This is a genomic window from Arthrobacter gyeryongensis (assembly GCF_039543785.1).
Taxonomy (GTDB): domain Bacteria; phylum Actinomycetota; class Actinomycetes; order Actinomycetales; family Micrococcaceae; genus Arthrobacter; species Arthrobacter gyeryongensis.
Genome location: NZ_BAABKK010000011.1, coordinates 108,041 through 130,312, shown reverse-complemented (window position 1 = coordinate 130,312; position 22,272 = coordinate 108,041). Strand labels below are relative to the sequence as shown.

General features: G+C 63.9%; 26 protein-coding genes and 1 pseudogene. 15 read left to right on the top strand and 12 right to left on the bottom strand.

Going from position 1 to position 22,272, the window contains the following annotated elements; all coding sequences use genetic code 11:
* Positions 1 to 186 precede the first annotated feature (186 nt).
* Both ABEA18_RS09970 and ABEA18_RS09965 read right to left on the bottom strand, forming a co-directional pair.
* Entirely contained in the window at positions 187 to 918 is a 732-nt protein-coding gene (locus tag ABEA18_RS09970) for a nucleotidyltransferase family protein (protein WP_345449195.1), read from the bottom strand.
* Positions 915 to 1,335: pseudogene (locus ABEA18_RS09965) on the bottom strand (TetR/AcrR family transcriptional regulator C-terminal domain-containing protein); the annotation flags it as partial. The gene ABEA18_RS09970 and the pseudogene ABEA18_RS09965, both read right to left, overlap by 4 nt.
* 293 nt (positions 1,336 to 1,628) lie before the next feature.
* Here ABEA18_RS09965 and ABEA18_RS09960 point away from each other — a divergent pair.
* Positions 1,629 to 1,883 (top strand): hypothetical protein, encoded by a 255-nt coding sequence (locus ABEA18_RS09960; RefSeq protein WP_345449194.1) that lies wholly within the window; start codon positions 1,629 to 1,631, stop codon positions 1,881 to 1,883.
* Positions 1,884 to 1,973: 90 nt separating this feature from the next.
* Positions 1,974 to 2,120 (top strand): lmo0937 family membrane protein, encoded by a 147-nt coding sequence (locus ABEA18_RS09955; protein WP_345449193.1) that lies wholly within the window; start codon positions 1,974 to 1,976, stop codon positions 2,118 to 2,120.
* A gap of 280 nt (positions 2,121 to 2,400) precedes the next feature.
* On the opposite strand, the gene ABEA18_RS09950 is transcribed toward ABEA18_RS09955, so the two are convergent.
* The 5 genes from ABEA18_RS09950 to ABEA18_RS09930 are packed head-to-tail and all read right to left on the bottom strand — an operon-like array spanning position 2,401 to position 5,487.
* Positions 2,401 to 2,958, bottom strand: coding sequence for a putative immunity protein (locus ABEA18_RS09950; RefSeq protein WP_345449192.1), 558 nt, complete (start codon positions 2,956 to 2,958; stop codon positions 2,401 to 2,403).
* 2 nt (positions 2,959 to 2,960) lie between these two features.
* Entirely contained in the window at positions 2,961 to 3,479 is a 519-nt protein-coding gene (gene zapE / locus ABEA18_RS09945; RefSeq protein WP_345449190.1) for an AFG1/ZapE family ATPase, read from the bottom strand.
* Positions 3,479 to 4,474 (bottom strand): magnesium/cobalt transporter CorA, encoded by a 996-nt coding sequence (gene corA, locus ABEA18_RS09940; protein WP_345449188.1) that lies wholly within the window; start codon positions 4,472 to 4,474, stop codon positions 3,479 to 3,481. The genes zapE and corA overlap by 1 nt, the downstream gene beginning before the upstream one ends.
* Before the next feature lie 17 nt (positions 4,475 to 4,491).
* Positions 4,492 to 4,917, bottom strand: a complete 426-nt coding sequence (locus ABEA18_RS09935; RefSeq protein ID WP_345449187.1) for a DUF1761 domain-containing protein — start codon at positions 4,915 to 4,917, stop codon at positions 4,492 to 4,494.
* Positions 4,918 to 4,926: 9 nt separating this feature from the next.
* On the bottom strand, positions 4,927 to 5,487 hold the full coding sequence (locus ABEA18_RS09930) for an Lrp/AsnC family transcriptional regulator (protein ID WP_345449186.1): 561 nt from the start codon (positions 5,485 to 5,487) through the stop codon (positions 4,927 to 4,929).
* Positions 5,488 to 5,655: 168 nt separating this feature from the next.
* On the opposite strand from ABEA18_RS09930, the gene ABEA18_RS09925 reads away from it, so the two are divergent.
* The 3 genes from ABEA18_RS09925 to ABEA18_RS09915 all read left to right on the top strand — a co-directional run bounded on the left by ABEA18_RS09925 (position 5,656) and on the right by ABEA18_RS09915 (position 7,875).
* Positions 5,656 to 6,894, top strand: a complete 1,239-nt coding sequence (locus tag ABEA18_RS09925) for an MFS transporter (RefSeq protein WP_345449185.1) — start codon at positions 5,656 to 5,658, stop codon at positions 6,892 to 6,894.
* A gap of 91 nt (positions 6,895 to 6,985) precedes the next feature.
* Positions 6,986 to 7,651, top strand: a complete 666-nt coding sequence (locus ABEA18_RS09920) for an ArsR/SmtB family transcription factor (protein WP_345449184.1) — start codon at positions 6,986 to 6,988, stop codon at positions 7,649 to 7,651.
* Entirely contained in the window at positions 7,648 to 7,875 is a 228-nt protein-coding gene (locus ABEA18_RS09915) for a 2-nitropropane dioxygenase (RefSeq protein ID WP_345449182.1), read from the top strand. Before ABEA18_RS09920 ends, ABEA18_RS09915 begins: the two co-directional genes overlap by 4 nt.
* 36 nt (positions 7,876 to 7,911) lie before the next feature.
* Here ABEA18_RS09915 and ABEA18_RS09910 read toward each other — a convergent pair whose 3' ends face one another.
* Positions 7,912 to 8,415, bottom strand: a complete 504-nt coding sequence (locus ABEA18_RS09910) for an Lrp/AsnC family transcriptional regulator (RefSeq protein WP_345449181.1) — start codon at positions 8,413 to 8,415, stop codon at positions 7,912 to 7,914.
* A gap of 131 nt (positions 8,416 to 8,546) precedes the next feature.
* Here ABEA18_RS09910 and ABEA18_RS09905 point away from each other — a divergent pair, with 131 nt between their 5' ends.
* Positions 8,547 to 9,710 (top strand): trans-sulfuration enzyme family protein, encoded by a 1,164-nt coding sequence (locus ABEA18_RS09905; protein ID WP_345449180.1) that lies wholly within the window; start codon positions 8,547 to 8,549, stop codon positions 9,708 to 9,710.
* Positions 9,711 to 9,716: 6 nt separating this feature from the next.
* Here ABEA18_RS09905 and ABEA18_RS09900 read toward each other — a convergent pair whose 3' ends face one another.
* Complete coding sequence (locus tag ABEA18_RS09900; RefSeq protein ID WP_345449179.1) at positions 9,717 to 10,991, bottom strand: MFS transporter; 1,275 nt, start codon at positions 10,989 to 10,991, stop codon at positions 9,717 to 9,719.
* Between the two features lie 108 nt (positions 10,992 to 11,099).
* Between ABEA18_RS09900 and ABEA18_RS09895 the strand changes: the two genes are divergently transcribed.
* Positions 11,100 to 12,074 (top strand): LysR substrate-binding domain-containing protein, encoded by a 975-nt coding sequence (locus tag ABEA18_RS09895; protein ID WP_345449177.1) that lies wholly within the window; start codon positions 11,100 to 11,102, stop codon positions 12,072 to 12,074.
* Between the two features lie 34 nt (positions 12,075 to 12,108).
* A complete protein-coding gene (locus ABEA18_RS09890) occupies positions 12,109 to 13,023 on the top strand; it encodes an N-acetylglucosamine kinase (RefSeq protein WP_345449176.1) in 915 nt (304 codons plus the stop codon).
* 126 nt (positions 13,024 to 13,149) lie between these two features.
* Here ABEA18_RS09890 and ABEA18_RS09885 read toward each other — a convergent pair whose 3' ends face one another.
* Positions 13,150 to 14,193 carry a pirin family protein gene (locus ABEA18_RS09885; RefSeq protein ID WP_345449175.1) on the bottom strand — a complete coding sequence of 348 codons (1,044 nt, stop codon included), beginning with the start codon at positions 14,191 to 14,193 and terminating at the stop codon, positions 13,150 to 13,152.
* Positions 14,194 to 14,249: 56 nt separating this feature from the next.
* Between ABEA18_RS09885 and ABEA18_RS09880 the strand changes: the two genes are divergently transcribed.
* The 7 genes from ABEA18_RS09880 (at position 14,250) to ABEA18_RS09850 (ending at position 20,568) form a co-directional block, all read left to right on the top strand.
* Positions 14,250 to 14,708 carry an NUDIX hydrolase gene (locus ABEA18_RS09880; protein WP_345449174.1) on the top strand — a complete coding sequence of 153 codons (459 nt, stop codon included), beginning with the start codon at positions 14,250 to 14,252 and terminating at the stop codon, positions 14,706 to 14,708.
* Between the two features lie 137 nt (positions 14,709 to 14,845).
* On the top strand, positions 14,846 to 15,931 hold the full coding sequence (locus ABEA18_RS09875) for an ABC transporter ATP-binding protein (RefSeq protein ID WP_345449173.1): 1,086 nt from the start codon (positions 14,846 to 14,848) through the stop codon (positions 15,929 to 15,931).
* Positions 15,931 to 16,641, top strand: coding sequence for an ABC transporter permease (locus ABEA18_RS09870; protein ID WP_345449172.1), 711 nt, complete (start codon positions 15,931 to 15,933; stop codon positions 16,639 to 16,641). Before ABEA18_RS09875 ends, ABEA18_RS09870 begins: the two co-directional genes overlap by 1 nt.
* On the top strand, positions 16,638 to 17,384 hold the full coding sequence (locus tag ABEA18_RS09865) for an ABC transporter permease (RefSeq protein ID WP_345449171.1): 747 nt from the start codon (positions 16,638 to 16,640) through the stop codon (positions 17,382 to 17,384). The genes ABEA18_RS09870 and ABEA18_RS09865 overlap by 4 nt, the downstream gene beginning before the upstream one ends.
* Positions 17,381 to 18,325 carry an ABC transporter substrate-binding protein gene (locus ABEA18_RS09860; protein ID WP_345449170.1) on the top strand — a complete coding sequence of 315 codons (945 nt, stop codon included), beginning with the start codon at positions 17,381 to 17,383 and terminating at the stop codon, positions 18,323 to 18,325. Before ABEA18_RS09865 ends, ABEA18_RS09860 begins: the two co-directional genes overlap by 4 nt.
* A gap of 116 nt (positions 18,326 to 18,441) precedes the next feature.
* Positions 18,442 to 19,662, top strand: a complete 1,221-nt coding sequence (locus ABEA18_RS09855; protein ID WP_059387460.1) for a pyridoxal phosphate-dependent aminotransferase — start codon at positions 18,442 to 18,444, stop codon at positions 19,660 to 19,662.
* 51 nt (positions 19,663 to 19,713) lie between these two features.
* On the top strand, positions 19,714 to 20,568 hold the full coding sequence (locus tag ABEA18_RS09850; protein ID WP_345449169.1) for a polyphosphate kinase 2 family protein: 855 nt from the start codon (positions 19,714 to 19,716) through the stop codon (positions 20,566 to 20,568).
* Here the strand turns inward: ABEA18_RS09850 and ABEA18_RS09845 are convergent.
* Together ABEA18_RS09845 and xseA are read right to left on the bottom strand one after the other, a co-directional pair.
* Positions 20,565 to 20,822 (bottom strand): exodeoxyribonuclease VII small subunit, encoded by a 258-nt coding sequence (locus ABEA18_RS09845; RefSeq protein WP_345449168.1) that lies wholly within the window; start codon positions 20,820 to 20,822, stop codon positions 20,565 to 20,567. The two genes, ABEA18_RS09850 and ABEA18_RS09845, sit on opposite strands and share 4 nt — an antisense overlap.
* A 10-nt stretch (positions 20,823 to 20,832) precedes the next feature.
* Complete coding sequence (gene xseA / locus ABEA18_RS09840) at positions 20,833 to 22,179, bottom strand: exodeoxyribonuclease VII large subunit (protein ID WP_425550509.1); 1,347 nt, start codon at positions 22,177 to 22,179, stop codon at positions 20,833 to 20,835.
* Positions 22,180 to 22,272: the final 93 nt, after the last annotated feature.

Genomic DNA, 22,272 nt, shown 5'->3' with positions numbered 1-22,272 from the left:
GCGTTCTCCGCAGTAGCTGGGTCTACGACCAGGCGTTACGACAAGGAGGTATTTTCAATACTTCGGGCCGAATGGATGAACACGCGGCCTGGTGTCGTGCTGTGACAGACGCGGTCCGACGCCATAGCGCTCTTCCGAACGCCAAACCGGCCACCGATAGAAAGAACCTCGCTCTGCACGTACAACTCATGCCGGCCACGGGAGCACCGTCAGCGTGGGCCATTCCGTCCTCCAGCGTCTGGTCTTCGCCTCGTACACATCCTGAGGGGCGAGCATCGGGTTCGGCACAATCTTCCGGGCGAACAGGTCATCGTAGCCATGTGGGGCGTACGTTCTGAGGGTGCCGGCCTCATCTGAGGTGATCGCGAAGCAGCAGGTCTTCGCCGCGAAATGATCCACCGCATCGGTGGTGCTGGTGAAGGGGGTCGCCGGAACCCCGAAGTGCTCCTCGTACCAAAGGTGTACGCGTGCTTCGTTGCGGACTTCGACGTCGACTCCCAGGTCCTTGAACAGCTCACGCGCCCGCAGAATCACGGCGTTTTCCGCAGCGTAGGAGGTGTCTTCGTCGAAGTAGAACAGGTCGTAATCTCGGATGCCGGCTTGGGGATCTTTCCCTTCCAGCACGTTCCAAACGGTCTGGAACAGGGCCCCGGCAGTCAACCACCAGTCGGAGACGCCAAGAAGCGGGGCCAGCTTGAGTATTTGCACGTCGATGGGGTTCGTGTGGATGCAGGCCAGGAAGAGCTGCTCGTCATGGGTGGTCACAGGTCCATCGTGTCCCATCCTTCGTTCCACATTGTTGAGCTTCAGCGTTTCGCCGACCGTGGCCGACGCGCCCTCGGCATCGAGTGTGACAGGGCGCCGGTGATCGGTGAGGTCCGGAAGGCTCGAAACGAACCGCGGCTGTGTCCTCGTCACTGCTTTGGGGTGGTCTTCTCGCGGATGAGGGGTGCCGCGAGTCCGGCGAGCAGGATGCTGATGCCCTGGTCCAGTTCGGCCGCGCCGTCGTAGTCCGCAAGAACGGGGCCAAGCGCGCGGGAGGCGGGGAAATTCTTTCGCCGGCAGACGATGGAGACCAAGGCGGAGCAGTGCTTCGTTTTCGTCCGGATCCACGATGAATTCCTGCAGCTCATTGAGGATGTGGCCGTAGAGGAACCCATAGTAAGCCCGGTAGACGTGTAGCGCGTCGGCCGGGGTGAACCCTGCGTCGATTAGCAACAAGAGGATCTGCTCAAGCGGGCGCAGCGTTCCCAGAGGGCGCAGGCCCAAAGGCGTCGACAGCGGGCGGGTGACGAGCAATGGCACGACGTTCGGGTGCCGCAGCGCCAACAGGCGCGAGCCGCAGAGTTCCACAGAACCGGGTGACCGCTCCGGTGCCGTGTGCACGCATTGGGGCTCCGCTGCTATAGCCCCATGGCAGCACACAACGCACCTGCAAAAAGGGCCCCATGGCTAATACGGCTAGTATCCAGTTCGACCAATTCCTTGAAGAAGCCACCATCATCAGAGCGTTTTTTTGGCGGCGATGAGGACCAAAGGCATCCATCCCGCCGGCAGCGGGCTCCGAATGACGGGCCCGGCGGCCGCCGACTACATTCTGGCAAGCTGCCCGGCCCTGGCCTGATCCGATGAGCGCCATCTCGAGCACCTACCTCCCGTTGGACGCCCACCAGCCCCGGGGCAAGCAGCCCTGGTGCGCGACCTGCGACACCGATCTGCACCTCGTCGTGGACTCCATCACCATCATGGACCGCCGCCGCGAAACCCTCGCCGTCGCCTTCAACTGTGCTAAATGCGGCGGCGCCCGCGTCCTGTCCACAACAGCTGGCTTCGTCGCCGCAGTCCTGGCCCGGTGCGGCTTCCAAATGGAAAAACCGCACTGATCCACCCACTTACCCTCATTGGTAAGTATACTTAGTAACGAATGCCCTAGGCCGCCGGCCTGGGTACGCGAACAAACGAAGGAGACTCACATGTTGCTTTGGATAGCCATCATTATCGCCGTTCTCTGGCTTCTCGGCTTTATCGGCGGCATCGGCGGCGGGCTCATTCACCTGCTTTTGGTTGTTGCCGTCGTCGTTCTGATTTTCCACTTCATCCGCGGCAGGTCACGCGTATAACAACGAACTTTTGCTCTGACGCCGGGACTCCTTATGTGACAAGGGGTCCCGGCGTTGTCGTTCGGCGTCATCACAGCCTTGGTCGGCCAGCCCGGCCCTCGCGGTAGGGTGTCCGTGAGGCAAGGTGCCTGGAGGCTGGGAGTCCCTCAGCGTGCGGCAGTGCTTGAGTCCAGGAGCAGAGCTAGGCCGCCCATGATGCCGCACGAATCTGGGCGAAGGTCATTCCGCAATCTTATGGCCGGTCGCCTAGAGCCGCTGAGCAGTCCCGTTGTCCGGTCGCCTACGGGACACCTTCCTGTGGCGAGACACTGGCCAAAGCGGCCTGAATCTTCCGAATGATTGACCCAAGAAGGCCCGACGAGAGAAGTCCGGAACCGAGCGGGCCCGCTGAGTCCTCACCAAGTGGCGGCAACTGCTGAAGCGCCGCCCTCACTTGAGCATTCATGTGCTCGAGTTGCCAGGAGATCTCGTCGGAGATTGCCGTGGGCTGATCCCGAGCGGCGAGCCCGGCCGCTTTCGCGGCGTAGGCGGCTGCGCCGAGAGCGTGCGCGCCCATGTGTGCGACGCCGGCGGCTTGTCCAGCCGCCCGCGCGGCCGCCACCGCCGCAGGAGAGCTCACCGCGTTCGCGGCCCGGCCAGCAACGAAGCGCCGGCGAATCTCACCGGCGGCGTCGAGTTCACCGTGAGCAAACGCCCGAGTACGGGCGATGGCATCACGTGGCCGGCCATCTGCGGGGGCCTCCATCTCGAACAAGATCAGGACCCGCTCAGCACAGTCCGCGGCCCAAGCTGCCACGATGCGACGATCGGCCTCGCTCAGTGTCTGCGGGGAAGACATGCTTAGCTGCCCCCGGCCTCGACTTCTTCAAAAGGTGTCGAGTCTTCCACCCGGCCCAGGAGCGACAGGCGCCTCGCAATTCTGGCCAGATCAACGGGCTGGGTGCTGGTCCGGTGGGCCGGATCCTGGGCCAGGTCCCAGTCCAAGGGGCCGTGGCCCACCAGGAACAGCGTGACGTCCCGGTCGTACAGGACATCGACGACATTGCTGAACCGTTGCCAGGCCGGTGCGGACCCGGCAGTCGACTCCAGCGTTGGCGAGGGTACGCCGTCGATCACCCACGTTCCGTAGTCCTCCGCCAACGCCAGGTAGTCCGCCGTCGACATGACGCCACCGCACAATTCCGTGAAACTGACCCAGAGCATGTCGTCAGCCGCTTTGACGGTGAGCCGTTGCGTCGCGGGGGTGAGGATCCGCTCTTGCGACTTCGCCGGCGGGAACAAACCGAAGGCTCCGAGTTGCGCCGGCGTTCCGGGAGTAATGATCTTGCCCCTGCTGAAGCCCTCCTGTCCGGGAGCCACTACAGCCAGTTCTTCCGCTTGAAGATGACATACATGACAAAGCCGGCGGCAACCATCATGCCGAGCGCCATCGGATAGCCGAACGTCCAATGGAGCTCGGGCATGATGTCGAAGTTCATGCCGTAGAGCCCGGTAACGAATGCCGGTGCAAAGAAGATCGCGGCCCACGAGGAGATCTTCTTGGTTTGTTCGTTTTGTGCAGCACTCGCCTCGTTTTGCCGGTTCGCGGTCAAGGTCCCATCGAGGGTCAGGGCGTTTTGGAGCAGGTCGCGGAACCCATTGGCGCGGGATATGACCTGTTCGACGTGGTCCTCCACATCGCGGAGTTTGCGCTGCAGTTCGATGTCGACTCCGTATTTCTCGAACCCGCGCTTCAGGGAGGCCATCATTTCCGGGAGTGGGTTGATTGCGCGCTGGAACTGGATGACCTCGCGGGCGAGTTCATAAATGCGCCGCGAAACCAGGGGATCGCCGCCGAAGAGCTGGTCCTCGATCTCGTCGATGTCGTTTTCCAGGCCCGAGATCACGGGGCCGTAGTCGTCCACCACTCGGTCCAACAGTGCGTACAGGACGGCTTCGGGACCATGGCGCAGAAGCTCCGGTTGTTGTTCCAGATCGCGACGGACCTTGGCCACCCCGGGCGTCTCCGCGTGCCGGACCGTGACTACGAAGTTCCTCCCCGTGAAGATATGAAGTTCACCGAACTCCACGGTCTCGGTAGCGTCCACGTATCTCGCAGGCCGCAGGACGGTGAAGAGGTTGTTGTCGTAGCGTTCCAGCTTGGGCCGCTGGTGGGCGTTGACGGCGTCTTCGACGGCGAGCAGGTGGAGGCCGAACTCGGCAGCCACCGCCGCCATTTCCGTCTCGTCCGGCCGGTACAGTCCAATCCACACCATTCCGCCATGGGCGGCGAGTGTTTCGACGCTTTGCTCAAGGCTTTCCGGAGTCGCGGTCCGGATGCCGTTCACATAGACGGCATTGTCAATGATGGTCACGAGGTTATTCTCCTCCCCTACTGCAATGCCCCGATGATTGCCCCGGCGACAGTCATCGCCACGATGTCGTGGCCGGAGTCGATGAGAGTCACGGCGGACGGCCTGCCTGCGAAACCGTTGTGGATGACGTGGCCGCCGACGCGGAAGACCACCGCAATCACTAGCGCAAAGAAACCGGCGTGCAAGCTTCCCTGCACGTCCAGCTTTCCGATGAGGACGGCCAACAGGATGCTTGTGAACGCTGCGGCCACCATCATGGGGATCCAGATTCTTGCGCCGCCGTCGATCTTCTTGAGGTCTTCCTCGGTCTTGCCGATAGCCTGCATCCACCGTCTGCCGAGGACCGCCGGCATGTACCAGACAAATCCGATGACCATGCTGGAGATGAAGGCCAGGAGTATGGCCAGCCAGTTGAGGTGCTGAAGAGAAGAGAGCCAATCCATTCTGGAATCCTAGTCGGCTTCCCTGACCGGCGAATCAGTGGAAACCTGCGTTTTGACCCGTTTGGTGGCGCCGGCCGTTTCAGCGGCGTCCACGAGCCGGCCGATCAGCGGCTCTGTCCGGTAGGGGATATGGGTGTGCAGGGCAAGGACCGTTTCCGTGCGGATGACGCCCTTGGTTCTGAGGATGGAGCGAAGAGCGGTTTGCAGGTTGTGAGTGTCGGTGGCCACCACGCGGCATAAGAGATCGCCGCGCCCGGAAATTTCATGCACCTCAAGGACCTGGGGGATGCGGCGCAGGGCTCCGATCACGCCGTCGAGTTCCCGGTGGGTCACCTCCAGCGTCACGAAGCCGACGACGTCGTACCCCACCTTTTCGAGGTCGACCTCGCGGCCGCCGTCGTTCAGTACGCCCGAGCGGACCAAGCGGCGCATCCTCGATTGGGCGGTGTTGCGCGCAATCCCGAGAGACTCGCTGAGTTCGCCGATCTGAACCCGGGGATCACGGATCAGCTCGAGCAGGATCTTCAGGTCCGTCGGATCGAGGCTGTTCAAATCATCACTCCGGCTCATTTGTGGTCATTGGTGGATATCAATTTTGACTGTTCTGATCAATTCTTTCATGGAAATCTGATCTATCCGGCAGGCTTGCGACATCCTGTTGCCATCAACATTTTGGGCCGTCCAGTCCCGGCCCACAAGGCCAGGTTCCGTGATGGCCGCTGAGGCGAAGGCACGGAAATGACTGTCTTTAGCGAACTGCGCATGCGCCAGGCCACCGCCGCGCGCTCGGGCTGGGATGCTTCCACCACGGCACGGCTGGTCCTGGCCGGCGCCGTCATGTTCACACTGCTGGTCGGTGCCAACTTGGCGAGCCCGCTGTATCCGCTACTTCAGGCGGAACTGGGAATCACTTCATTGGGCGTGACCATTGCCTTTGCGAGCTACGTCCTGGCACTCGTGGCTGTGCTGATGCTCGCCGGCCACTGGTCCGACCATATCGGCAGGCGTGCAGCGCTGGTGCTGGCGGTCCTGGTGGGCTTGGCGGGTGGCCTGGTTTTCGCAAACGCTGACAACCTCTTGATGCTCTCGGCCGGCCGGATGCTCCAGGGCGTTGCCGTGGGCCTCGCTACCGGAGCGAGCTCGGCTGCATTGCGTGAATTGCTTCCGTCCCGGCCCGAGTGGGCCTCCCGCTTCACTCTGCTGTCTTCCTCCGGCGGGGTGGCAGCCGGTCCCGCCATCGGCGGACTGCTTTCGCTGCTCCCGGGTGCCACGTCAACGCCGTTCTTCATCCACGCGGCCGTCCTGCTCCTCTTGCTGGTCCCGCTGTGGCTTCTCAAGGCACGCCCCGCGATTCACCCTGCGGAAGGCCCGCGCCCCTACACCGTGTTGGCCCCGCGGCGGCCCTCGGTATCGCGGGAAGCGAGGGGAGCGTTTTGGCTGGCCTCGAGCGTCGGCTTCCTCAGCTTTGCCGTGTTCGGATTCTGCCTTTCGCTCGCGCCCGGCTACTTCGCCGTCGTCGTGCACGCCGATTCCCGCCCCATGACCGGTCTGCTGGCCGGACTGACGCTCGGAGCGTCCGCGCTCAGCCAATTGCTGAAGGTCCGTGGCCGTTTCGCCGTGCCCGCTGGGCTGGCGGTCCTGGGGGTTTCCATTGTGCTGGTCGGCGCTGCGGCCTCCCTGTCCAGTCCGGTGTTGCTGGTGGCAGCTAGCCTGTCCGCCGGGGTTGGGCAGGGGATCGCCTTCCGGCTCGTGTTCAACGACGTTGCCGGCAAAGTCGAAGCGTCCCGGCATGCCCAAATCATCAGCACTGTCTACGTCATCACCTACCTTGGCAGCGCTGTGCCGGTCATCGGGCTGGGCCTGGCCGCTTCGTTCATCGGACTGGGCGCCGCTGCCAGCTATTTCACTGTGGTGTGCGGGCTTGCAGCGACGGTGCTCGCTGTCATCTCCCTCCGCAGGGTCCTCCGCAAGGGCTGACTGACGGCTCATCCTGGAAGTCCAAGTTTGCAAAGATTGATTTGCAAAGAAAGTATTGCAAAGGTTTCTTTGCAAGGGTAGCGTTTCCGGCATGGACAAGGTTCAAGAGCCGGAATTCCCCGTCCGCAAGGTCGATACGGCGTCCCTCAAAGCGCTCGCGCACCCCCTGCGGGTTCAGATCCTCGAGATGCTGTCGCGTTATGGGCCACAGACCGCCTGTAGCCTGGCCGAACTCCTCGATGAATCCAGTGGCGCTACGAGCTACCACTTGAGGCAACTCGCCAAGTTCGACTTCGTCCACGAAGTCCAAGGCAAAGGGACGGCGCGGGAGCGGTGGTGGGAGCGGCCCAGGGGAGCCATCCAGATCACGTCCCCGGAGTTGGCACATTCGCCGGCGACCCAGGAGGCATCGCGGTTGGTAACCCGCGAGTTCGAACGCAGCAGGCAAGCCGTCCTCGCCGACTTCATGGCACACGGCATGGATTCCTTGGACGAAGACTGGCTCGACGCGGCCATCGTCAACACCGCCAATGCCCGGATGTCAGCCGAGCAACTCGGCCGCTATGCCCGGTCCATGGAAGCCTTCGCCCGGAATCTTCTGGAGGAAATCCGGAACGAACCCGAGGCGGACGATGCCCGCCCCGTGCAGATCCATTTCAACGCATTCCCGATCCTCGGAGTCCCGGCGTGGGCCGGAGACAAGAAATCCCGCGACGCGAAGTCGCACGCAGCAGCCACCGAAGGGAAAGAGTCATGAGCACTGCCACCGCATCATGCGGCACCTACCGCCGGCCCTCCATGCTGGAGTCGGCAGCCGCCGGAATCGGAACCGGCCTGGTTTCGTGGGCCGAGCGGAGGCGCTACATTCCTCCGGTCGACCTGGCCATGCAGCGAGCGGCGCTCGCGCGCCGGCAGGAACTAGGTGATCTTCGCCAGGACGCCATGGGGGCCGCACATTCGGGCCTCGAGCCGCGTCACTGAGCCGGGCAGCGGCCGAATCGGCCGCTAAGTCAACCGCTATTCCGGCAGCGGACCGTGGTTGCCCTGGATGTGGGCGAAGACCAAGGTGGTCTCGGTGTGTCCGACCACGGGGTCGGTCGCGAGGTTGTCCAGGACCCAGTCGCGGAGGTCGTCGGTGTTGGCGACCGCGATGTGCAGCAAATAGTCCACGGAGCCCGAAGTGTGGAACGTGGAGATCACCGCAGGGAGAGCGGGAACCCGGGCCGTGAAGCGGTCGATCTGGTCGCGGTCATGGGCGCGCAGGCGCACGGCGATCAAGGCCTGGACCGATCGGCCGATTGCCGGGAGGCTCAGCACGGCTTCGAAACCCTCGATAATGCCGCGTTCGGTGAGTGACCGCGTGCGCATGAGCGCCGTCGACGGAGCAATTCCGACGAGTTCGGCCAGTTGCTTGTTGGAGATCCGGGCATCGTCAACCAAAGCCGCGAGGATGCGTTCGTCGATCGCATCCAAAGGCTCACTGATGCCGACGGGCCGAACGTTCTTCGGGGTGGTGGTCACGGATCCTCCTGAAAGTGCTGTGTATTCATCATAGGTGCCAGTTTCCGCTCAATGCATTCATTTGCACTGTCAATTTCCGAATTATTGCCAGATACTGACCGAATTCAACGGTGAATAATTCAAGGAGAGCAGTGACAGCCATCGACACACTCGCAGTTCACGCGGGCCGGACAGGACTCACGGAGCAGGGCGTGCATGCCGTTCCCATCGACCTTTCAACCACTGCGCCTTTGCCTTCCGTTCACGACGGCGGCCTCGCCTACGAGCAGATGGCCATGGGCGGGGTGCCCCTCGACGGTCAGAGCACGGTGTACCAGCGTCTCTGGAATCCTACGGTAGCCAGGTTCGAAGACGGCGTAGCGGCGCTTGAGGGTGCAGCGCAAGCTGTCGGTTTTGCCTCGGGGATGGCTGCGTTCAGCGCAGTGCTGCTCGCCTCCCAATCAGAAGGCAAGACGCACGTGGTTGCGGTGCGGCCACTCTATGGCGGCACGGACCACGTCCTGGCCAGCGGACTGCTTGGCAACCAGGTCACCTTCGTCAAGGCCGACGGCGTGCGCGATGCCCTCCGCCCGGACACCGGGCTGGTGGTAGTGGAAACCCCGGCGAACCCGAGCCTGGACCTCGTGGACCTTAACCGCCTGGTTGCCGACGCCGGAGACGTTCCTGTTCTCGTGGACAACACTTTCGCGACGCCGATCCTCCAGCAACCACTCAAGCACGGCGTCGCGATGGTGCTTCACAGCGCCACGAAATTCCTGGGCGGCCACGGCGATGCCATGGGCGGAGTGGTGGCAACAGGTCCCGAGTGGGCCACTCGGCTGCGTCGGGTCCGTGCCGTGACCGGGGGCATCCTGACCCCGTGGCCCGCCTACCTGCTGCACCGGGGCCTGGCCACCCTTCCCATCCGGGTGCGTGCCCAGCAGGACCACGCCCACAAGATCGCGGCGGCGCTCGCAAGCCACGAACTCGTCGCCAAGGTGTACTACCCGGGGCTTCCCGAGTGCGATCCTCTGCATTTGGTCGGTACGCAGATGGGCGGTCCGGGCTCGTTGATCTCGTTCGACCTTGAATCAGCCGAGCATGCGGAGCGCATTCCCGGCGCGGTCCGTCTCATCACGCACGCAGTGTCGCTGGGCGGCATCGACACGTTGATCCAACACCCCGCCGGGCTGACCCACCGCCCGGTTGCCCCGGAGGCCAAGCCCCAGGCGCGCATGCTCAGGCTCTCCATCGGTTTGGAAGATCCGGCCGACATCATCGATGACCTGGTCCAGGCCATCGAGTCGACCCGCTAGCGTCTGCTACTTTCCCTGTCCGGCCGGTTCCAAGGAGCCGACGACGGCGAGTTGCGGCGCCGGGGACCGGTGCACGACGGCGGTGATCACCGCCGTCGTGCACACCAGGGCGATGACCGCCCAGGCGAGTGCGGTCCAACCGAACGCCTGGAAGGCGAGTCCGCCGGCCCAGCCGATGATGCTGGAACCCAGGTAGTAGGAGAGGTTGTACAGCGACGCGGCTTGCGCGCGGCCGCTCGTCGCAATGGTCCCGGTCCAGCCTGCTCCGATGCTGTGCGCGGCGAAGAAGCCGCCGGTGAAGACCACCAAGCCCGCCAGAACGGCGGCGATGTTGTCCCACAGAGTGAGTCCAAGGCCGGCCGTCATGGTCGCTATCCCGGCGAGCATGACCGTGCGGCGGCCGAAGCGCATGGACAATCCGGCACCCCAGCGGGAGCTCACCGTACCGGACAAATACGCCAGGAAAATCAGGCTGACCACAGTGGCGGGCAGTCCGAAAGGCGCTGCATGGAGGCGGAAGCCGAGGTAGTTGTAGACGGCCACGAAGCCGCCCATCAACAGGAACGCTTGAATATACAGAGCCAGCAGCCGCGGGTTGGAAGAATGGGCCGCCAACGTCTTCATGGCCCCACGGAAACCTCCGGCGGAACTTGGAGTGAAGCGGCGCGGCTTCGGAACCAGCAGCAGGAACAGGGCAGCCGATGCTGTCGCAAGGATGGAAACCGCGAAGGCGGCGGCCCGCCAACCCCACAATTCCCCGATGGGTCCCGCGAGCAAACGGCCGGCCAGTCCGCCGAGGGTGGTGCCGGCTACGTAGCTTCCCGCGGCCAGTGCGGCGTGCACTTTGTTCACTTCCTCATTCAAGTACGCGATGGCGATCGCTGGAATACCGCCAAGCGCCATGCCCTCCAGCGCCCTCAGGGCGAGGACAAGGGGAAAGGTCGGGGCCAGGGGGACGAGCAGGCCTAGGGCGGTGGCCGCCGCGATTCCGATGGCCATCGCACGAACGCGGCCGATCTTGTCGGCAACGAAGGACCAAGGCAACACCGTTGCCGCGAGGCCTACCGTGGCCAAGGAAATCGTGAGCGCTGCCTCCGCCGCCGTGATGTGCAGTTCATTCGCCATGAGCGGCAGGACGGCCTGTGTGGAGTACAGCTGCGCGAACGTGGCCACTCCGGCGAGGGCCAGACCGGCGAGGATGCGCCGGTACGCAATGGAGCCCTTCAGGTGGCCTTCCCAATCGGACTCGGCGGGGCTCGGGGATGCTGCGCTTGTGCTCACCTTTCCACAGTATGGCGAGCAGAAGTGATGATTCCAATGCATGATTCACTTAAGATTGATAGCGGTTTTGGATAATTTCGCGCGTAGTCGATCTGAGGGTGGACAGGTATGGACATCGAACACAAGCAACTGGTCCAACTGCTGCCGTTGCTTCCACTGCTGGCTGAGCTTGGCCGGACAGAACATGTCACCGAGACGGCCGAGCTGCTCGGAGTACCCCAATCGACGGTGAGCCGGGCGCTGGCCCGGGCTAGCGCCGTCGTCGGGACCGAACTCCTTATCCGCGAAGGCCGCGGCGTCCGCCTGACCCCGGCTGCGAAAACGCTGCTTCCCTACATCGAAGCGGCGCTCGCGGAATTCCAGGCGGGACTGGACGTGGTCCGGCACGAATCCGATGTTGTCCGCGGCCGAATCGCGGTGACCTTCCAGCACACTTTCGGCGAGGCCACGTTGCCGCTGCTCATGAGCGCGTTCCGCAGCCGGCACCCCTCCACGGCTTTCGAGCTCAGCCAAGGAGCGCGTGCCGCCTGCCTTGAATCGCTCGTTGCCGGTGACGCCGACTTCGCCTTGACGGCACCCGTGGCGGCTCCGGGCAGGAACCTCGGCTCTGCGGCGCTGTACCGCGAGCCGTTGCGGCTGGTGGTCCATCACCGCCATCCCGTGGCCCGGCGTGCCAGCGTGCGGCTTGCAGAGCTCAGACACGAGCCGTTCGTTTCCATGGGGCCAGGCTTCGGCCTGCGTTCGCTGACCGACGCGATCTTCCGGGATGCGGGCTTTCGCCCAAGGGTTGCTTTCGAGAGCCAGGACTCGCATACCATCCGCGGGCTCGTGTCTGCCGGATTGGGCTACAGCATCCTCCCGCCAGGAGGACTTGGGCCGGGACCTCAAGGGGTCCTGGATTCCACGGACCTGGGGTGGGTGGAGGTATCGCTCGACTCGGAGCTCGCATACCGGGAGATAGGGATTGCCTGGCGTGAACGGCGCAAGGAACCCGACCCCGTCAGGCTTTTCCGCGAAATGGTGCTTTCCGAAGGGCCGGGGCTGCTCGCAGGCCTTGTCAAAGCGCGATCCGCAGCCCAATAGATCCACCCGGTGCGCCCACGCTAGGCTTTTGGACGTGGAGACTGCAGAAAACACGACCCCCCGGCCCGACGCAACGGTCATCGGGCTCGACATCGGCGGCACGAAGACCCGCGGTGTCCGCTTCGAGGGCGGCAAGCCGGTCCGCGACGAAAGCACCGGCAGCTCCAACGTCCAGAACGTGAGCCGGGAGACGGCGGCCAGGAATCTCGCCGAGCTCTTCGCCATGATCGGTGGCGGCGACGTGGACCGCGTCCTCGCCGGGGCGGGCGGAATCGATACCGACGCCGATGCCCGCGCCCTCGCCGAGCTGATCGAACCCCATGTTCCGGGCGCGCAGGTCACGGTGGTCCACGATTCCCGCCTGCTGCTGGCGGCAGGCAGGGCCAGCACGGGAGTGGCTGTCATAGCCGGGACCGGATCCGCGGCCTGGGGAAAGAATGCCGAAGGGGAAGAAGCCCGCGCCGGCGGCTGGGGCTTTCTCCTGGGCGACGAGGGAAGCGGTTACTGGCTGGGCCGGGAGGCAGTGCGTCACAGCCTCCGGCGCATGAACAAAGGACTGGAACCCGATGGTCTTACAGCGGCACTCTTGGAGTCCTGCGGGTTAGACGATCCGAACAAACTCATCGCACTGTTCCATTCGGAGGACACCGACCGGCGGTACTGGGCCCAGCGCGCAAGTGCGGTGGTGGAGACCGCCCGCCAGGGGCTCGGGATCAGCCGCCAACTGCTGGACCAGGCAGGACGGGATCTCGCGGAGCTGGCGGCGCAGGCCGTTCGCCAGCTTGGCCTCCCCGGACCGGTGATTCTTGGCGGCGGGCTCGGAATGAACGTCGAGCCCTTGCAGTCAGCTTTCCGGGCAGGACTGGCCGCGCACGGGATCACCGATGTGCGGGTCCTGGACCAGGAACCGGTTTTCGGTGTGCTACGGATTGTCGCGGAACAGGCCTAAAAGCGACGCGCATACGGCTGGCGGATACGGAGAAAGACTGGCGACGCGCGAATTCCGGGGTCGCCAAACCTTTTGGGGGTCGCCAAACCTTTTGGGGGTCGCCAAACCTTTTGGGTGTCGTGACCCCTAGTCAGCAGCCCTGTTCCGGGACCTCGGCTTGAGCTGGACCCCCGGCATGGGCGGTGCGGGGATGCGCCCGGCTTCGGCTCCGGCGTCGGGCCCGTGGCCATGGATCCAGCCGAAGCGCGAAGCGCGGGCGTCCTCGTCGCTCAGGAGCGCCTGGGCTTCCCAATCTTCCCGGGCCTGCTCCACTTCCTCGTGAGTGCGGCCCACGAAGTTCCACCACATCAGGATGTCTTCTTCGAAGGGTTCGCCGCCCAGGAGCATGAAGCGGGTTCCAGGAGCCGTGTCGAGGTGGAGGGCTTCCCGGCCCATGCCGAGGAAGGCCAGGGGACCGGGGTCGACTTCTTGGCCGTCGATCACCGCTGAGCCGTCCAGGACCAGCACGGCATGCTCGAAATCGGGATTCAGCGGCAGCTCGATCGGGCCGGAGGCTGAGATTTCGACTCCGACAATCGGGCTGTACATGATCGCGGGGGAGCGCTGCCCGGCGAATTCGCCCACGAGCACCGTGGCCCTTAATCCGTCCGCCGCGACTACCGGCAGGTCGACGATCTGCTCGAACGACGGCGCGCGGTGCCTCACGGCGTCGGGCAAAGCAACCCACAACTGCAGGCCCCGGGACAGCGGCAGGAGGGCGCCGCCGTCGGGCTCGCCCGGGTGAAGTCCGGGCGGGAGGATGCCGAACTCGGAATGCGAAATGCCGCGGCCGGCCGTCATGATGTTCAACTGCCCGGGACGGACCACGACGTCACTGCCGACGCTGTCGCGGTGCCGCACCTCGCCCTGGAGGGGCCACGTGACCGTCTGCAGTCCCATATGCGGGTGGGGAAGGACGCTCATCGCGATGCGATCCGGGCCGAAGCTGTCCAGGAAGCACCAGGCTCCTACCGTCGGCATGCCGCGCTGGGGCAGGGTTCGGGAGACATTCATGGCCCTGACGCCGCCGAGGGGAACCTCGCGGGCCGGCCAGAGCTGTACAAAAGGTCCCTGTCCGGGATGCCCGGCCGGGCAGACTTCCTGGGACGGGGCCGTTTCCAAGTTGGTCACAATACAACTCCATGTGCTGAACAGTGTTCCCTCCAGCTTAGGCCTAGGCTGGCTCCATGAGCATGCAGTTCGACACCCGCCCGGCCGCGTACGGAGTGGTCATCCGCGACGGAGCAATCCTTCTCGCCTACTGGAAGCAAGACGGCAAGGAAGGCTGGACCCTTCCCGGGGGAGGCCTGGACCTGGGGGAGCATCCCGTGGACGGCTGCCGCCGCGAGATCCAGGAGGAAACCGGGTACGACGCCGATATCGGAGCGATGCTCGGCATCGACGTCGGCCACTGGCCGGGTGAGGAGCGGCTGGACGGATCAGAGCGTGATTTCCAGGCGATCCGGCTGGTCTACGAGGCAAGCATCACGGGTGGCGAATTGACCCACGAGATAGACGGCAGCACCACCCACGCCGCCTGGGTGCCGCTCGGCAAGGTTCCGGGACTGAACCGGGTGTCCTTGGTGGACATCGGCCTGCGCCTGCACAGCGAGCGTCCCCTCAACGGAAAACTGCAGACGCCCTGAGCATTGCCGATTCATTACGGTCTTCGCGCCTGCGCTGACATCGTCGGTGGTGCTGGTTAGGCTGTAGAACATCAGTTCGCTGTTGATTGAGTTCCATCGTTGATATTTGCGGCCCAAGAAGTTAGGTAAGCCCCGGAATGGCTGAAGCCATGATTGAGTTCCAGAGCGTCACCAAGCGGTATCAGGGCGGACAACCCGCTGTTGATGGATTGAGCATGTCCATCGACAAGGGTGCCATCACCGTGTTCGTCGGACCCTCGGGCTGCGGAAAGACCACGTCCCTGCGGATGATCAACCGTATGGTGGAGCCGACATCGGGCACCATCACCGTGGCCGGCAAGGATGTTTCGAACGAACCGGCCGCCCAGTTGCGCCGCTCCATGGGTTACGTGATGCAGTCCTCGGGACTCATGCCGCACCGTTCGGTGCTGGACAACATTGCCACCGTTCCGCGGCTCAACGGCGTTTCCAGGGCGGCAGCCCGCAAACGCGCGGAAGAGCTGCTCGACGTCGTCGGGCTGGCTTCGGGGCTCGGCAAGCGATACCCGTCCCAATTGTCCGGCGGCCAGCAGCAGCGCGTCGGGGTGGCGCGCGCGCTCGCAGCGGACCCGCCTGTTCTGCTCATGGATGAGCCCTTCAGCGCGGTTGACCCTGTGGTCCGCGACGAACTCCAGCAGGAACTCCTCCGGCTCCAGCGCGAACTGGCCAAGACTATTGTCTTCGTCACCCACGACATCGATGAGGCCACCGTGCTCGGCGACAAAGTGGCTGTCTTCGCCGTCGGAGGCAAACTTGCGCAATACGCGGCGCCCGAAGAGATCCTCCGGGCACCTGCCAATGACTTCGTGGCCTCTTTCGTGGGCCGTGACAGGGGTTTCCGGCACCTTTCCTTCAACGGCGCCGATGCTGTTCCGGTGCATCCGGTCAAGACCGTGGAGGCCCCGCAAGTTGCCGCGGGCAGCAGCGAATGGGCCTTGGTGCTCGACGGCGACTCCCGGCCTATGGGATGGGCGTCGCCGCGCGACGGCGCCGGGCTGATTCCCGGAGGTTCCTTGTTCCGGCGCGGGGATACGCTCCGCCGGGCCCTGGATGCCGCGCTGTCCTCACCTTCGGGCCTTGGCGTGGTGGTGGACGACGACGGCAGGCTCGCCGGCGTCCTCAAAGCCGACGAAGTGCTGGCGCTCATCGAACGGACCCGGCACAACAGGGAGGACGCCCCCTGATGGAATGGTTCCTGGCGAATAGCGGCATGGTCTTTGAGCGGGCAGGCGAGCACCTTATCCTGGCTCTGATCCCCATGGTCTTGGGTCTGCTCATCGCGGTGCCCTTGGGGCAATTGGCCCGACGGAACCGTACCCTCAGGACCGTGGTCACCACGGCAAGTTCCTTGCTGTACACCATTCCCTCGTTGGCGCTTTTCATCATCCTGCCGCCGATCCTGGGAACCCGGATCCTGGATCCGCTCAACGTGGTGGTTGCCCTCACCATGTATGCCGTCGCCCTGCTTGTGCGGGCTGCCATGGACGCCTTCGATTCCGTCGACGACGACCTCCGTATGGCTGCCGTGTCCATGGGATTCAAGCCGACCGCACGGTTCCTGCAAATCGACCTGCCGCTTTCCTTGCCCGTGCTTTTTGCGGGCCTGCGCGTGGTGTCCGTCAGTAATATCTCCCTCGTGAGCGTCGCCGCGCTCCTGGGGGTCGGGAACCTGGGGATGCTGTTCACCGACGGGCTGCAGCGGGCGTTCGTCACCGAGGTGGTGGTCGGCATCATTGCGATCCTCTTGCTGGCCCTCGTCATGGACACATTCTTGGTGGTCCTTGAGAAGCTGCTGACGCCCTGGACTCGTGCCGGTGCTGTCACGGCCAAGCAAGAGGCCAAAGCAGGGGAGTTCATCGCAGATGCCAGGATGCACGCGGAGGCAGGTCGATGAGCAATATCTTCGTTGACACCCTCGCTTGGCTCACGGACCCGGTTCACTGGTCAGGAAGCGGCGGAATCGCCACGAGGCTCCTGGAACACCTGCAGTATTCCGGGCTGGTCCTGGTGATTGCCGCGGCCATCGCCGTGCCCGTGGGTCTCTTCATCGGGCACACAGGACACGGGCGCGTGGTTGCTGTGGCGTTCGCCGGCGCCCTGCGGGCCCTCCCGACCCTCGGACTGCTTGTCCTCTTCGCCCTGTTGGCCGGAAGCGGCCTCATGCCTCCCGTCTGGGCCCTCGTCATCCTGACGGTGCCGCCCCTCCTGGCCGGGACCTACGCCGGGATTTCCAGCGTTGATCCAACGGTGGTTGACGGAGCCCGCGCCATGGGCATGACAGAACTGCAGATCCTGTTCCGCGTAGAGCTGCCCAACGGACTTCAGGTCATGTTCGGTGGCATCCGCACGGCGGTCCTGCAAGTCATTGCGACGGTTTCCGTGGTGGCGTATCTTCCGCTGGGAGGCCTGGGGCGTTATCTTTTTGACGGATTGGTCCTTCAGGACTTCCCCCGCATGCTCGGCGGGTCACTGCTCATCGCGGCGTTGGCAATCGCCGTCGACCTCATTCTGGCCATGGCGCAGAGGATCCTCCTCCCGCCCGGACTTTCCATCGATTCCAACGGCGGCCACAAGGCCGCCGGAGATCTCGCAGCCGCCGCACCGGCGGGGGCTGCCGTTCAAGGAGGTACCGCATGAAGCAACCCGTCATCCTGACCCGCCGCGGGCTCGGCGGCCTGGCGGCCGGAGTCGGCATTGCGCTTGCACTAAGCGCATGTGGCGGCAGCCCGCTGTCCAGCCCGTCCACCAACGCCCCCTCCGGGGCCGGTGGCTCGCTCACGGTGGGCTCGGCAGATTTCCCCGAGAGCCAGGTCATCGCCGAAATCTACGCCGGAGCACTCAACGCCGCCGGCGTTACCGCTACGACGAAGCCCAATATCGGATCCCGCGAGATCTATTTCAAGGCCGTACAGGACGGTTCGATCGATCTCGCGCCGGACTACTCCGGCAACCTTTTGTCCTACCTGGACGCCAACGCCACGCAGGTATCGGCCGAAGACGTCTACAAGGCGCTGCCCGGCAAGCTTCCACAGGGCCTGGGAGTGCTCGATCCCGCCAAAGCTGAGGACAAGGACGCCATGGTTGTCACGAAGGCCACGGCGGAGAAGTACCAGCTCAAGTCCATCGAAGACCTCGCCAAGGTCTGTGGAGACCTCACGATGGCAGCACCGGCAACTTTTGAGACCCGCGCCTACGGGTTCCCGGGCCTCAAAGCCAATTACAACTGCGTGCTCAAGGGCCTGAAGCCGTTCAGCGACGGCGGCGGGAACCTCACGCTGCAGGCCCTGCTGTCCAACGACGTCCAGGTTGCCGACATCTACACCACGACGCCGTCCATCCAGGACAACGCCTTGGTGGTCCTGGATGATCCTAAGAACAACTTCAAGGCTCAGCAGGTCCTCCCGCTGTACAACATGGCCAAGATGACGGACAAGGCGAAGGCAGCCCTCAACAACGTCTCCAAGATCCTCACGACGGACGACCTCATCAGCCTCAACCGTGCGGTCAGCGGCAACCAAAAGCAGAATCCCAAGGACGCTGCGGCCGCTTGGCTCAAGGACAAAGGGATCGTGAAGTAAGGCCCCTGCCAAGGACGACGGCGGCGAGGAACCCTTTTTGGGGGCCTCGCCGCCGTCGTCGCTAATGTGAGTGATGTCTCAACGGAAGTACATCCCCGGTATGGCATATTTGATGAATGGCAGAATTCAAGCAGTCCACCAAGCTTCATAATGTCCTTTACGACATCCGTGGACCGATTCTTCAGGCCGCCCAGCAGATGGAGGCAGAGGGTCACCGCATCCTCAAACTGAATATCGGAAACCCGGCACCGTTCGGATTCGAAGCGCCGGACGCGATCTTGGTGGACATGATCCGCCATCTGCCCCACGCCCAGGGATACAGCGATTCGCGCGGGATTTTCTCTGCCCGCACCGCCGTCTCGCAGTATTACCAGACCCGTGGCATCCAAAACATCCACGTTGACGACATCTACCTTGGCAACGGCGTCAGCGAGCTCATCACCATGTCGCTCATGGCTTTGCTGGAAGTGGGAGACGAGATTCTCATCCCCACTCCGGACTACCCGCTGTGGACCGCCTCCGTGGCGCTGGCCGGCGGCCGTCCGGTCCATTATCTGTGCGACGAAGAATCGGGCTGGCAGCCGGACCTTGAGGACATGGAATCGAAGATCACGCCTCAAACCAAAGGCATCGTGGTCATCAACCCCAACAACCCCACGGGTGCCGTATATCCGGAGGAGACCCTCAAGAAGATCGTGGCCCTCGCCGAAAAGCATGGCCTTGTGGTGTTCGCCGATGAGATCTACGAGAAGATCCTCTACGAAGACGCCGTCCACGTGAATCTTGCCGGGCTCACCGGCGACGATGTGCTCTGCCTGACGTTCAGCGGACTGTCCAAGGCCTACCGCGTGTGTGGCTACCGCGCCGGTTGGATGGCCATCTCCGGACCGAAGAAAGACGCCGCAGACTACCTCGAGGGCATCAACCTGCTGGCCAACATGCGGCTGTGCGCCAACGTGCCGGCACAGCATGCCATCCAGACCGCCCTCGGTGGCCACCAAAGCATCAACGATCTCATCCTGCCGGGCGGCAGGCTCCTTGAGCAGCGGAACAAGGCCTACGATCTGCTCAACGCCATCCCCGGCGTCAGCACACAACAGGCCCGTGGTGCCCTCTATCTGTTCCCGAAGTTGGACCCCGAGGTCTATCACATCCGCGACGACGAGAAGTTCGTCCTCGACCTTCTCAAGGAACAAAAGATCCTCGTCTCACACGGACGGGCCTTCAACTGGGTGCGTCCTGACCACTTCCGCATGGTGACCTTGCCGAACGTCAAGGATATTGAAGAAGCGATTGGACGCATGGCGGACTTCCTCGGGCGGTACCAAGGCAACTAGCCTGTTGTGCAAGCCGCGACGAAATGCGGCCGGACCAAAGGGGATATCGAAATGGCCGGGACCAAGGAGTTCACCAAGCAGGTATCCACTATCTTGAAGGCCGGGCCGGGATTCTCGCTGGACGCGGTAGACCCCGGAGCGACGCCCGGCTACAAGGGAAAGAAGTCTGACGGCGTCGCTTTGCTGGCAGCGCAGGATGGTCGTTTGGACGTGCTGCAGGAGATGCTCTTTGCCGAGGGAAAATTCGGCAGCTCCAAACGAGTGCTGTTGATCCTGCAAGCCATGGACACCGCAGGCAAAGGCGGGATCGTTGAGCACGTCGTCGGATCAATGGATCCCCAAGGTGTCAAGGTTGCCCCGTTCAAGGCGCCGACTGATGAGGAGAAAACCCACGATTTCCTCTGGCGGGTCGAGAGAGCCCTGCCCGACGCCGGGTTCGTCGGGGTTTTTGACCGATCCCACTACGAGGACGTGCTGATACACCGAGTGCACGGTTGGGCGAATGACGCTGAACTGGAACGGCGCTATGCGGCCATCAACGAGTTCGAGGCACGCCTCGCCGAAGAAGGTACGGCGATCGTCAAGGTCATGCTCAACATCAGCCGCGATGAACAAAAAGCGCGCCTGCTGGCACGATTGGATGACCCGTCCAAGCACTGGAAGTACAGCACGGACGACCTCAAGGAACGCGCGTTTTGGGATTCCTATATGGACGCGTATCAGCGGGTCTTCGAGAAGACCTCAACCGAGGTGGCGCCCTGGTACGTGGTTCCGGCGAACAAGAAGTGGTTTGCGAGGATCGCTGTCCAGGAGCTTCTGCTCGAGGCCCTCGGGAAGCTGGGCCTGAGCTGGCCGAAAGCAGACTTTGACGTGCCGGCGGAGCGGGCTCTGGCCGTCCAATCCTAGCTGGCCGCCGGGCCGTCCTCGCCGTTGCTTCGGGCCGCGGCCAGCCTCCGGCGGGCACCCTCCAGCCACTCTTCGCAGCGCTTCGCCAAAGCCTCGCCGCGTTCCCAGAGTGCGAGGGATTCCTCAAGGCTTGCTCCCCCGGCTTCAAGGCGGCCAACCACGGCCATGAGCTGCTCGCGGGCTTCCTCATAGCTGAGAGTGTCCAGGTCCTCAGGGGATCCCTTGGCCGCAGGGGATGTGTTTTCTGCTGTCATTTCCTAGTCCTCATTGCTGGTGCTTGCTGGGTTGTCCGGCTGCAGCGGGGGCTCCGGAAGATACGGCGGCAAGGCGGCCTTCCGCCAACCGGAGGGTCAGCTCCGTGCCGTCAGGGGCTTGGTCAGGGCTCCGGACGACGTCGTGGCCCACCCCATCCGCTCCCGCGACCTGGACGACGGCGTACCCGCGGTCCAACGTTTTTTGGGGCGACAATGCCCTTACCTGGGCGCGGAGATGGTGCACCTGATCAAGTGCGCGGATAACAGCGGAGCTCACCGCGGTGTGGGCATGTTTCCGGAGCCGTTCGACATCGTCCTCCCGCATCTTGACCATTACTTCGGGGGACGCCAGCACAGGACGCGATCTTAGGGCGTGGAGTCGATCCGTTTCGCGGTCCACCAAGCGTCCCACGCCGCGACGTAGCTGCTCGCGGGCCTGCCGTACCCTCGCCAATTCCTCGACAACATCAGGGACGATCCTCTTTGCGGCGTCAGTAGGTGTGGATGCGCGAAGGTCAGCGACATCGTCCAGGATGGGATGGTCGGCTTCATGGCCGATCGCGCTGACCACGGGGGTGGCCGCTGCGGATACCGCGCGGACCAGATCTTCGTTGCTGAACGGAAGCAGATCTTCCAGTGCTCCGCCACCACGGGCGATCACGATCACATCCACGTGCGGATCGGCGTCGAGTTCCTTGAGCGCCGCCAGGATCTGGCTCACCGCGGTAACTCCTTGGACTGCCACCTCCCGGACGGCGAATTCGACGGCGGGCCAGCGAAGCGCCGCGTTGCGCAGGACGTCTTTCTTGGCGTCGGAATCGCGGCCGGTGATGAGCCCGATCCGGTGGGGGAGCAGGGGCAGCCGTTTCTTCCGCGAGTCTGAAAACAGCCCTTCGGCGCCAAGGGCCTGGCGCAAGCGCTCGATTCTCGCGAGGAGATCGCCGAGGCCGACCGGGCGGATGTCCTTAATCGACATGTTGAGCCGACCGGTCTTGAGCCAGAATTCGGGTTTCACCAAGGCCACGACGCGTGAGCCACGCTCAAGTGGCATCTTCTGGCGATCCAGGACGTTGGACCACAGCGATGCGGGCAAGGAGATTTCGGCATCCGTGTCCCGCAGCGTCACGAAGGCGCTGCCGCCTCGACGATTGAGTTCGATGACCTGGCCTTCGATCCACGCAGCCGGGGCCCGTTCTATGTGGGTCTTGAGCTTGCGGGATAGCAGCTGCAGCGGCCAAGGATTGTCGGGACTTGTCTCCGACGCCGTCGCGGGCAGGGTTGACTCTGTCTTCGTTGATTCTTCGCTGGAAGACCCTTCGCCCTGGGCTCCCGGGTTCGGGAGTCCTGAAATCGGCAACGCCTGTGGCGCGCCGCCGGGTACGGCATCATGGGACACGCGGGTAGCCTCCTGCTGGTGGCTGGTGCATGGTTCCGTCCTCGCTGGTACTTT